General features: G+C 30.9%; 12 protein-coding genes. 4 read left to right on the top strand and 8 right to left on the bottom strand.

From position 1 onward, the window contains the following. Positions 1–190 precede the first annotated feature (190 nt). Positions 191–625, top strand: a complete 435-nt coding sequence (locus PUD86_00345; GenBank protein ID MDD6775735.1) for a hypothetical protein — start codon at positions 191–193, stop codon at positions 623–625. 14 nt (positions 626–639) lie between these two features. Here PUD86_00345 and PUD86_00340 read toward each other — a convergent pair whose 3' ends face one another. Next, complete coding sequence (locus tag PUD86_00340; GenBank protein ID MDD6775734.1) at positions 640–1,218, bottom strand: ZPR1 zinc finger domain-containing protein; 579 nt, start codon at positions 1,216–1,218, stop codon at positions 640–642. A gap of 297 nt (positions 1,219–1,515) precedes the next feature. Between PUD86_00340 and PUD86_00335 the strand changes: the two genes are divergently transcribed. Beyond that, positions 1,516–2,568, top strand: a complete 1,053-nt coding sequence (locus PUD86_00335) for a DUF1611 domain-containing protein (protein MDD6775733.1) — start codon at positions 1,516–1,518, stop codon at positions 2,566–2,568. Between the two features lie 6 nt (positions 2,569–2,574). Continuing rightward, entirely contained in the window at positions 2,575–3,087 is a 513-nt protein-coding gene (sepF, locus tag PUD86_00330) for a cell division protein SepF (GenBank protein ID MDD6775732.1), read from the top strand. 21 nt (positions 3,088–3,108) lie between these two features. Here the strand turns inward: sepF and PUD86_00325 are convergent, their stop codons facing one another. Both PUD86_00325 and PUD86_00320 read right to left on the bottom strand, forming a co-directional pair. Beyond that, positions 3,109–4,008, bottom strand: coding sequence for a TDT family transporter (locus tag PUD86_00325; GenBank protein MDD6775731.1), 900 nt, complete (start codon positions 4,006–4,008; stop codon positions 3,109–3,111). Positions 4,009–4,013: 5 nt separating this feature from the next. Next, positions 4,014–4,769, bottom strand: coding sequence for a TatD family hydrolase (locus PUD86_00320; GenBank protein ID MDD6775730.1), 756 nt, complete (start codon positions 4,767–4,769; stop codon positions 4,014–4,016). A gap of 161 nt (positions 4,770–4,930) precedes the next feature. Between PUD86_00320 and PUD86_00315 the strand changes: the two genes are divergently transcribed. After that, on the top strand, positions 4,931–5,716 hold the full coding sequence (locus PUD86_00315; protein MDD6775729.1) for a DUF1724 domain-containing protein: 786 nt from the start codon (positions 4,931–4,933) through the stop codon (positions 5,714–5,716). 8 nt (positions 5,717–5,724) lie between these two features. Here PUD86_00315 and glyS read toward each other — a convergent pair whose 3' ends face one another. The 5 genes from glyS to PUD86_00290 are packed head-to-tail and all read right to left on the bottom strand — an operon-like array spanning position 5,725 to position 11,259. Beyond that, positions 5,725–7,419, bottom strand: a complete 1,695-nt coding sequence (gene glyS / locus PUD86_00310) for a glycine--tRNA ligase (protein MDD6775728.1) — start codon at positions 7,417–7,419, stop codon at positions 5,725–5,727. A 15-nt stretch (positions 7,420–7,434) separates the two neighbouring features. Then, positions 7,435–8,019, bottom strand: coding sequence for a dCTP deaminase (gene dcd, locus PUD86_00305; GenBank protein MDD6775727.1), 585 nt, complete (start codon positions 8,017–8,019; stop codon positions 7,435–7,437). A 19-nt stretch (positions 8,020–8,038) separates the two neighbouring features. Continuing rightward, positions 8,039–8,866: a 4Fe-4S binding protein gene (locus PUD86_00300; protein ID MDD6775726.1), complete on the bottom strand. Its 828-nt coding sequence runs from the start codon at positions 8,864–8,866 to the stop codon at positions 8,039–8,041. Then, entirely contained in the window at positions 8,863–9,771 is a 909-nt protein-coding gene (locus PUD86_00295; GenBank protein MDD6775725.1) for a TrmJ/YjtD family RNA methyltransferase, read from the bottom strand. The genes PUD86_00300 and PUD86_00295 overlap by 4 nt, the downstream gene beginning before the upstream one ends. Positions 9,772–9,783: 12 nt before the next feature. Then, complete coding sequence (locus tag PUD86_00290; GenBank protein ID MDD6775724.1) at positions 9,784–11,259, bottom strand: succinate dehydrogenase/fumarate reductase iron-sulfur subunit; 1,476 nt, start codon at positions 11,257–11,259, stop codon at positions 9,784–9,786. Between the last annotated feature and the right edge of the window lie 10 nt (positions 11,260–11,269).

Raw genomic sequence — 11,269 nt, 5'->3', positions numbered from 1 at the left:
GATTTTACGATTAATTATTTTATAAGTTAGACAAATAAATATTCAAATAGTTCTTCATTTTTTTAATTTAAACAAAACCTTTAAATAAAACTTGTGATAAATATAATATTACATATTGATAAAATGTTATTTTTTTAAAAAAGAAAGTAGATGAGTCAATATTATTAATTAAATGCAATGAGGTGTAATTATGTCTGAAGAAGAAATGATTGAACAAGTTTCTGAAGAATTTGAAGAAGAAGACGAAAAATTACCTTTCGCTAAAGCTGAAGTTGTCCGTTTAATGAAAGAAAACCTTGACGATGACAAAATGATTAGAGAAAGAGTAAAAGTAGAAATGAACAAATTCTTAGGTGAAGTTTTAAAAAATGTATGTAAACAATTAAACGATTACCCATACACCACTATTGAATACGAAATGCTTAAAGAATCTACTTACCCTTACACTAACATCGAAAGGATTAATCAAGAAAAAGAAAGAATTTTATTACATTTAGAAGCTATTAAAGCAGATTGTAATGCATTAGCTATGGATGTTCAAAAAACATTAAAATTAAAAGATGTTGTAGAAGAAGATACTTTCAGCTTCTCAGCACCTACTGATGAAGAAGACGAAGAAGAATAATCCTTCTTCTTTATTTATTCTTCAATATGACTAAAACCTGTTTTTAAAGTATTTAATTCCTCTTCTGGAATTTCACTAATTTCAACACTGTCACTTACAACGTTACTTTGACCAAATGGATCTAAAATAATCAATGTTGCAGTTCCGTTTCCTTTTTTAAGTTCTCTGATTTCATTTAAAGTTTTTTTACCATTCTCTTGGGATGCATCATCATCAAATAAATTCAAAGCTTTTTCTACAGCATCTTCAAAACGGGTGAGAATTCCTTCAACATTTGTTACATATCCTTCAGATTTTGGACCAGGTTCAACTTTAACACCAATTTCAGGTATTGAAACAGTTGCAGACTGTGACCTTACAACTCTAACAGACAAATTGTTTTTATTAATTTCAATAACATATTTAGCAGGATCATTTTGCTCTAGAGCTATTACATCACTGTGTTTAAATCCGCATTCTGGACATTGAATGGTTGTTTCTAAAACTTTTCCAAAGTGAGGTATTTCAATTTCCTTCATTATTGACTTAGCCACACCTTCAACAGAGCAAACAGGACATTTAATTACCATTTCGTTGATTTCCATTTCATTCATTTAAAACATATCCTTTATTTGTATAATTTTATCTAGATAATTTGTAATTGTGATAATTATTCTTTTTTATCTTTATTTTCATTAATAATGTTGTTGTTATTTTCAACAAATATTTAAAATTAATTTTTTTTAATCTCCAAAAAGTATTACAATTTATGCCCTAAAACATTTACATTTATTAATATGAAAAATTATAATTAATAATATAATGTTTTTTTTAAAATTATTTTTTGAAAAATCATGATTATAAATTCATAATTAATGTTATAAATTATAAGTTGTAAGGGGATGAAATTTTTGTATTCAATAAAATCAGTAAAAGAAATTCAAGATTTGAACCCATTCATAGTTGTAGGCTGTGGTGGTGGAGGTGAAAAATTCTCCAATCTTGAAGGTGTGGAAGCAGTAGGATTTATTGACGATAATGTTGATAAACAAGGAACTGAATACTGTGGATATATTGTAGCAGGTAGTTTAGAAGAATGTCTTGAAGGCGCTAAGGACGCTAAATCTTTAGTTATTATGCTTCCAATCGGTGCTGAAGGTGCTGCTTTAAAATATGCAGTTCAAGCTATTGATGCAGGTTTAAATGTAATTACTTCATTTAGATCATTATCTATTTCCGATAACTTATCTTTAAAGAAATTTGCTGATTCAAAAGGTGTTGTAATAAAGGATATCAGCCCTAGATTAGACGTAGTTAAAAAAATAGCTGGTGTAGCTCCTGAAAAATCATGTGAAGTATTGCCAAAGATTTCTTATGAATCTAAAGCTCCTGTAATTTTCGTTGGAGGAACTTCACAGGAATGTGGTAAAAGAACTACCACCAAAGCATTAGGTATTGCAAGTATGAAAAGAGGTTTAACTCCTGCAATTATATCTACTGATGAAATGGGTATTGAAGAACCTACTGATTTTAATTTTAGAGCTGGAAGTTTATCTGCAATGGACGTTCCGGCAGCTCTTTTATCTGCAATCAAATATGTTGAAGATACAAAACAACCAGATATTATTTTTATTGAAGGTCAATCCAGTTTAACTGAAATGGGAAATCCTCACCCAAGAGGATTATCTGCAGGAATCTTAATCGGATGTGCTCCTGATGCAGTTATTGTTGGACACAGACCAAACCACCCTTACAGAGAACCTAGAGGTATTGAAGAAGAAGTTAGAGCTATTGAGGCTGTTGAACCTACAAAAGTTGTTGGTTTATCAATCAACCTTAAAAATGCAGATTCTGATATGACTTTAGAAGACTTTGAATCCAAATACAACTTACCTGCTGAAGACGTTTATAATAATGGTGCTGATAAATTATTAGATGCTATATATGAATATTTAGGAGAGTAGTTTAAAATGAGCTTTATTGATACTTTAAAAAGAAGTTTAGGATATGAGGATGTGGAAGGAAGTGAGAATGAATCTAGTTTCAGTTTCTCTGAATTCATAAATGATATCACTAATTCTGTTAAAAATTCCAGAACTCAACCTCAACAAAATGGTAATGTACAATATGAACATGCTCCTAAACCACAACAAGCTCCTAGGTCTGTTCCTGTTCAGGATGAATTTGATGATTATGATGTAATTACTCCAGAACAGTCTTTTTATGAAATTGTTTTAATTAGACCAAAGACTCTTGATGATATCAATTATATGGTTGATCAAATCATAGAAGAAAAAAATCCTGTTATTGTTGATTTATCCTTCCTTGAAAAAGAAAGTGATCTTAACTTTAAATTAGCTGGAGAAAAAATTAGACAAATTAGAGAAAATCACGGTGCACAGGCATTATTGCTTACCCGTACTGAAGATAAAAACTTAATTATTTTAGCTCCTGAAAAAGTTAAGTTAGTTAACAAAGGATAAGTAGATTAAAATCTACTTTTTTTACTCTTTTTTTAAAAAATTAATGTATTGTGATAATACATAAAACACAGCTATTATAGCTATTACTGTTTGCATTGTCTCAACTGGCATTAACAAAGCATTTTGTGTTAATTTTATTACTGATTTTGTTGCAATTGCACTTATTACAAATGGAAATGTAAATGCCGAAAAACTTGGATAAAACTCAAGATTTCTGTATTCAACTAATTTGTAAAGTGAAAATATGTAAAATATACATGCAAGGCAATATAATGTTATTATGAATTCAATAGATATTTGTGGTGTAGAATTTACATATCCAACAATTAATATGCTCATAATTGCTGTAAAAATACATATTGTTGGTTTATTTACATCAGGAACATCTGAATATTTGATATATCTATAAATCATCACAGGCATTGTAATAAGCATTGAAATAAAGCCAATAATAAAGAATATAAATCCTATTTCTTTAAGTCCATATGATGGTGCTGTAATTGCAGCCATTGTAATTCCAACATAAACGATCCAGTAAGTTGGGTAAACATCATTTATATTAAAATTACGTATGATAAAATGATATGTAAAGTAAATCATTAATAGAATATGCAACGCCAATCCTATTATCCATATAGTGTATGAAATACTTGGTATAAATCCAATGGTATAGGTAGATAAAAGCATTAAACTCATGGAAAAAGTACCAAAACTACTGGCTATTACTGGATTTTTAAAATCATTTTTAACATCATCAGGATATTTAATGATTTTAAGAACTAATAATACTAAAAGAATAGCTCCTAATGTTCCAAATAAATATTTGACATCAGGATTTTGGTCCTGCAATAAATTCCCCAAGGAAAATAATGCAAGAATCAAACCTGAAACAGGTAATGGTACGTTTTTAACATATTTCATATTATCTAAATTTTAAAGTAATCTGCAGCGTTTTTATGGGATATTTTTTCAATATCATTTTTGTTATAAGCTAGTCTTGTTAATTCACGAATAGTTTTAGCAACAGAAAGTGGATCTGAAGGTTTATTACTCATATCACTATTTAAAAAGAATCTGTCAAAGCCATAATTGTCCAAAATATCAATAGCTCCATTAACATCAAGTTTATGAGGTTGAACTGTTAATCCAAGCATATAATTGCTATCTATAACGTCTTCAATTACGTCATGGTTAATATGATCAATTACTGCTTGTGATTCGTCAATGTGTTGTGGAACAATATCTAAAATTACTTTTAAAACTTCCTTTTTGTTTTTTCTAGGAGTATGGATAATAACTTTTGAATTGGTTTTGTCTGCGATATCTAATTGCTTTTTAAAAGTTTCAATTTCAATATCACTTAAATCTTCAAGGCCAATTTCTCCAATAGCTACAATCTGTTTGTTTTCAACCCACTCGTATAATTTGTCGTAAATCATTTCAGGATTTTTTATACAGTTTGTAGGATGGATTCCTAGAGCTACTTTTAAATCTAAACCGTGTTCTGATGCTCTTTTAGTATCAAGCTCTAAAATTCTGTTTAAATGATTTAAAAGAATAAGTTCTGAATCTATTTTGTAGGGATAGTAACTGCAAGTAATTGCACTATCTATTCCTGCAAGGTACATATCTCTAAAATCTTCACCACTTCTTGAATCTGCATGAATATGTGTATCAATCATTTTTACTCACTATTTTGTTATTTATGCTTATCTAGATATAAAAAAATAACTTTATTTTTTTAAAAAAGCTATTTGCAAAGTCACATTTTCATATTTTCTCACTTCAATAGATTTTATATTTTTTTGTAATAAAAAGTAATGTTGTAAGTAATACTCGATTGGTGATTAATTTGGAAGACAATAAAAACTATTTGGAAAGCTATGAATTAATTTCAGAAGAAGTAAAATACATGACCAACTCCATAATTCGATTAAAAATATTGGCAACCCTGTACAAATGCCCTTTAAACATGAAAGACTTAAACAGCATCACATCTCTAAGTTATAGTTCAATATCCAGTAATCTGCATAATTTAGAACTAAAAGGCCACGTATATAGAGAACATAATAAATACTATCTCTCAAACACTACTAAACTTGAAGTTGAACAGGTTTTAAAATTGGGAAATCTTCTTAATTTGCTAAATGATTTTTTTAACATTTTAGATAAGCATCTTGTTGATATGATTCCAAATCAGTCTGTTGCAGAGTTATATCTTCTTGGAAATGCTCGCCTTGTTGAATCAGATGGTGTTGATGCATATAGAATATATAATTTCATTGATGAGTCATTAGCTAGTGCAGATGAAGTTAAATGCATTTTACCATTTTATCATGACTCATTTATAGATAAATTAAATGAATTGGTTAAACAAAATAAGCAGGTAAGTGCAATTGTACCAAATAGTCTTCGAGGGGTGTTTGGTGAAAAATCACTAATTGAAAACTTATCTTTTTTTGATAGTGAAAAGACATTTTTGCTGATTGTTACAAATGAACTTATGATTCTTGGTTTGTTTAAGGAAGATGGTTATTTTGATCAAAACAGATTATTAACTTCTAAAAATAGTGATTCAATAAAATGGGCTAATAATCTTTATAAAAATTTTAAAATGAAAAATAAATGAGTTTAAACTCATTTATAATATTTTTCTACGTAATCTGCTAATTCATCTATTGGAATTCTTTCTTGAGCTTCAGTATCTCTATCTCTTACAGTTACTTGATTATCTTCAAGAGTATCAAAATCAACAGTAATTGCAAGAGGAATACCTATTTCATCTGCTCTAGCATATCTTTTTCCAATAGTTCCGCTAGCATCATATTCAACTTTAAATCCAGCCATTCTGAAATCATCTGCTAATTTCTGAGCAACTTCACGAGGTCCTTCTTTGTTAACAAGAGGGAAAATTCCAAGTTGAACTGGAGCTACGGATTTATCAAATTTGAAGTAATCTTTACCTTCTGTTTCAGTAAATGAGTGTAATAAAACAGAATAGGTAATACGGTCAATACCAAATGAAGGTTCGATAACATGAGGAATGATTTTCTCACCGGTTATTTCTTCTTCAACTTCTTCAAAGATAAGTAAATCTTCAGGTACTTCGTATACTTTGTCTAATTCGATAGTGAATTTACCGTCATTTTCGATTGCTGCTTTAATTTCTTCAACATCGGCATCTTCAATAGCTTGTTTTACTTTAGGAGAATCTCCTTTAAAGATTGGTCCAAATTTGGATAAGTTTGGTTTAACAACGGTTTTTTGAACTTTTTTAGGTTCATCGTATTCCATAAATACAGTTAATTCATCGTTACTTGAGTTTGTGTGAGATGTTAAATCGTATGCTCCTCTATCAGCAATTCCGATAATTTCAACCCAACCATATTTGTCGGTTTTTACTTCAACGTCCCAGCAGTCAAGTGCATAGTGAGCCATTTCACCAGCTAAATGTTGTCTGAATCTTAAAACGTCTTCAGGAATACCAATTTCAGTTAAGAATTTACGAGCTAAGTATAATTGGTAAATTAACATTTCATTTGCTACAACTCCACTGTCAAGAGCTTCACGTGCTGTGATTTCTAAAGGTTCTAAGTCTTTTTCTTGAACTTCCTGGGAGTTTAAACGTAATACAACATCTTCAATTTGTGAGAATTTAGGATGTGTTTTGTCTTCAGGGTTTAAAAAGATTTCAGCTTCTGCTTGTGTGAATTCTCTAAGTCTGATAACTCCTTGTCTTGGTGAAATTTCATTTCTGTATGCTTTACCAAGTTGAACTGCTCCGAATGGGAGTTTTCCTCTGAAAAATCTTTCTAAACGTTTGAATAAAATGAAGATTCCTTGTGCTGTTTCAGGTCTCATATAACCTACTTTATCTCCTTTAGCACCGATTTCAGTTTTAAACATTAAATTGTAATTCCAGATGTTTGATAAGTCTCCACCACAGTCAGGACATTTGATGTTGTTGTCAATAACGATTTGGTCAAGCTCTTCATTTTCAAGGCTTTCTACATCTTCTCCAATTACATCTTCAATAATGTGGTCTGCTCTGAAAACTTCTCCACAGCTTTCACATTTACACATTGGGTCGGTAAAGTTGTCAACGTGTCCTGATGCTTTTAATACTTCTTTTGGCATTACGGTTGGACCTTCGATTTCGTAAAATCCTTCACCTGAAACGTATTGTTTTCTCCATTTTTGCATAATGTTGTTTTTTAAACTAGCACCGAGAGGACCGTAATCTGTAAAACCGGATACTCCAGAGTAAATTTCAAAAGATGGCCATAAGAATCCTCTTTTTGCACTTATATTTGACATTTTATCATGATTCATAAATATTATCTCCATTTATTTTTTTAATTCGTAATCTAATTTAACTCTACTGCTTTCAGGACTAGTTTGTCCCATGTATTTACTTTGTCTATCAGGATGTCCATAAGGAAGTTCTGATGGTGTTGTCATGGTCTCAAATACGATTTGGCATACTCTTTGACCAGGATATAATGCTACAGGCATTGCACCAATATTTGATATTTCTAAGGTGATTTTACCTTCAAATCCAGGATCAATAAATCCTGCGGTAACGTGCATTGTAACTCCAAGTCTTCCCATACTTGAACGACCTTCTACTCTTGCAACCAAGTCATCAGGAACTTTTACATATTCTAATGTAGTAGCAAGGGCAAATTCGTTAGGGTGGATTATAAATGCTTCACCTTCTTCAACGGTTGTTGATTCCATGTAAGATGCGATGTCTTCTTCATCTTTTGGATCAATATATGGTTTTCTAATAACTTTAAATACCTTAAATTCATCCCCCAATCTCATATCAACAGAGGAAGGTTGAATTTGTTTTTCATCTAAAAGAGGGTCAATACCAATTTTACCTTCTTTTAGATATTTCTTTATATCCTTATCACTTAAAATAGCCATTTTTCACACAACACGTTTTTTATTCTTTAATTTCAAGTAAATCTTCAATTCTATTAACAACATTGTCAATAGTTTCTTTAGTATAATCTATTGTAATTGCATCAAATTTACATGCATTAACACAAAGACCGCATCCTTTACATGTATCATTATCTATAGCTATTTTATTGTCTTTTAAGCTAATTGCCTGATACATACAAAGGTCGTCTAAACATTTTTTACATAATGTACAGTTATCTTGATTAAGTTTTACTTCAACACCATCAAGCTTTTCTAATTTACCGCTGATGTCTTCATCAAGGTTTGGGTGAACTTTCCACAAACAACAGCATGGACAGCAGTGACAAATTGTTAAAAGTCCTTTTCCAGGACGTATGTTCATCCAGACGGTGTCAATTTTATTTCTTCCAATAATATGGGTTAATCCAGCTGCATCAGCCCTGTCAATTTGAGCTAATGCTTCTTCTACACTTGCTTTTTTACCAATATGATCTGGAATTTTTCGAGAGGTCGGGCCTAAAAATATACATCCAATATCATGTGGGTAATCTTCACAGCCGTTTGACTCTCTACAAAGACATGTATCCATAATAACGATGTCTTTGCTTTGTTTAACAACTTCTTTAATAATGTCTGTAGGTAAAAACTCTGAACCTGTTGATTCAATTTTTTTATTTACATTAATTGTATTTGGCACAACAATAATTGTGTCTTCATCAAAAAGAAACTTATCAATGAATTTTTTATATATCTTTGATTTTTTGGTGAATTCTGCAATCCAAAATCTCCAATTAAAAATATATTTGAGAATAAATTTACTAATGTCTACAAATCTGATTCGTCTCATTCTTCACCGAGTTTATTTTTTAGTCTTCTTAATATTCCTTTAAATGTGTGCGCTTCTCTAGATGTAATAAATGCTCTTGAAATAATGTTATTAAAAGTTTTAAGACCATTTCTTTTCTTATGGTCTGGAATATCTAAACTGTTAATTATATCATTCATATCATTTAATAAGAATTCTTTTTCTAAATCAGTACTTTCATCAAGCCCTTCAGCACAGTAGTCATGTTTGTTTCTAAATAATTCATAAAATATGATTGCTGCTGCGTGAGAGATATTCATGATTGGGTATGTCGGATCTGTTGGAATGGAAACGCAGATATCACAATCTTCAATTTCTTTGTTTGTAAGTCCGTTTCCTTCTCTTCCAAATATTATTGCAATCTTATTTGAAACATTCATTGATTTACCGAGTTCTTCGGGCCTAATTGGAATTCTGGATAAATTATAACTTCCACCAGCCATTCCAGTTGATGCAACTTTGAAATCAATTCTTTGGGATTGATAAAATTCATCTAAAGTAGAATATATCTTTGCATTTTCAACAATGTATTTTCCATGAGTTGCCTGATAATAAGCTTCATTTGTTAATGTAGGTGGATTAATTAAAACTAAATTCTTTAATCCGAAGTTTGCCATGGTTCTTGCAAGAAAACCAATATTTCCAGGAGTTTCACATTCAACAAAAACAATATAAATGTTTTCTTTAAATAAACTGACTTCTTTTTCTTCCTGGTCCTTTATTAACTTTGCTCTTGCAGTTCCTCTGGATTGTCCAGTTGATTTGGCTTTTTTTGTTGAAGTTGACTTTTTTTCACTATCAGATTCCTCTTTTTGTTTAGATGAGTCCATAGTGGTAGTTTCAACTACCTGTTCTTCACTAACTGCAGTATCTCCTATTTTAATCAACTCCAATATTAACTATTCGTAAGCTTTATCTAACAATTCAAGAATGTGGATACATTTTATATCTTCACGTCCTATTGCATTTAATCCGTCTTGTATATTACGTTTACAGAATGGACAAATGCTAACAACACTATCAGAACCAGTATCTACAATCATTTCTGCTTTTGATTTGGATAATTCCATTGCGATTTCAGGTTTTCCAGATTTGATTCCACCACCAGCACCACAGCATTGGCAAGGGTATAACATTTCTTTAAATTCAACACCAGGTATTTTTTCAATAATGTCTCTTGGCGCATCTTTAATGCCTTGTCCTCTGCCTAAATGACATGGATCGTGGTATGTAACAGTCATATTAACTTCTTTGAGTTTACTTTCATCAAGTTTATCTACTAAAAACTCACTGATGTCCATTACATTGAGTTTTGAACCATAGTCTGGGTGGTTATTTTTTAAAGTAGATCCACAGCCTGAACAGACAGTAACAACAGTATCATAGTCTTTGAAAACTTCTTTGTTTGTATCAACGAGTTTTTGAACAGCATCGGTTTGACCGGTTCTTAAAAGAGGAGAACCACAACATACTTGGCCTTCAGGAACATCTATGTCTATTCCATTTTCTTTTAGAATTCTAACTAATTTGTGACCAAGTTCTGGGAATCTGTAATCAACCATACATCCTGTAAAGAATGCTACTTTTGAACCAGTATTGTTGGTAGCTTCTTCAATAAATGAGGTTTTACTCTTTTTAACTGATCTACCATTGTTTAATACATTTTCTTTAAATGCAACATGTTCTGGGAGTGGGCCTGAACCATTTGCAACTGCAAGTGCTCTCATTTTCTCTATTGCATCACCAAAGGTGTTAATGTTTTTAGGACATACTGATAAACATTTTCCACAGCTGGTACAGTTGTATAAACCTTCGTCAAGTGCTTCTTTAAGTCTATCGAAGTTATCTCTAGGGTCAGTCTCAAATTTATTGATATATCTCATAAGATAAGGTCCACCAAATTCTTCTGTTGCAATATTAACAACAGGACAGGTTGAATAACAGGAATAACATTCAATACAACTTCTTACCTTTTTGGTGTCTGCTGTATCGTCTTTTTTAATACTTGAATCTATTTCACTGCATTTGTGATCGCATTGAAGAGATAGTTGTAAATCCTGTACTTTAGCTTCTATGCTTGATTTATCGACAATTAAGTCTTTAATGACTGGGAATCTAAGAGGTTCAATAATTGCACCATCTTTAATTTCTTTTTGACAAGCAAGAGCTCCATTTCCTTTAAATAGAATCCCACATGATCCGCATTGTCCTGCTCTACATGAGCTTCTAAAACTAATATCTGCATCATATTTTTCATTAATAGCTTGAAGCGCGTCAAGAACCTTCATATGTTTTGTTTTTTCGATTTCATAACATTCTAAATGTGGTTCTTTATCAGTTTCGCTATTAAATCTTGAAACATAAACTTTAATCATCATTTCTCTC

The sequence above is a fragment of the Methanobacteriaceae archaeon genome (assembly GCA_029219465.1).
Taxonomy (GTDB): Archaea; Methanobacteriota; Methanobacteria; order Methanobacteriales; family Methanobacteriaceae; genus Methanocatella.
Note: the sequence above shows the minus strand (reverse complement) of the source record. Positions and strands in the feature narration are given on the sequence as shown.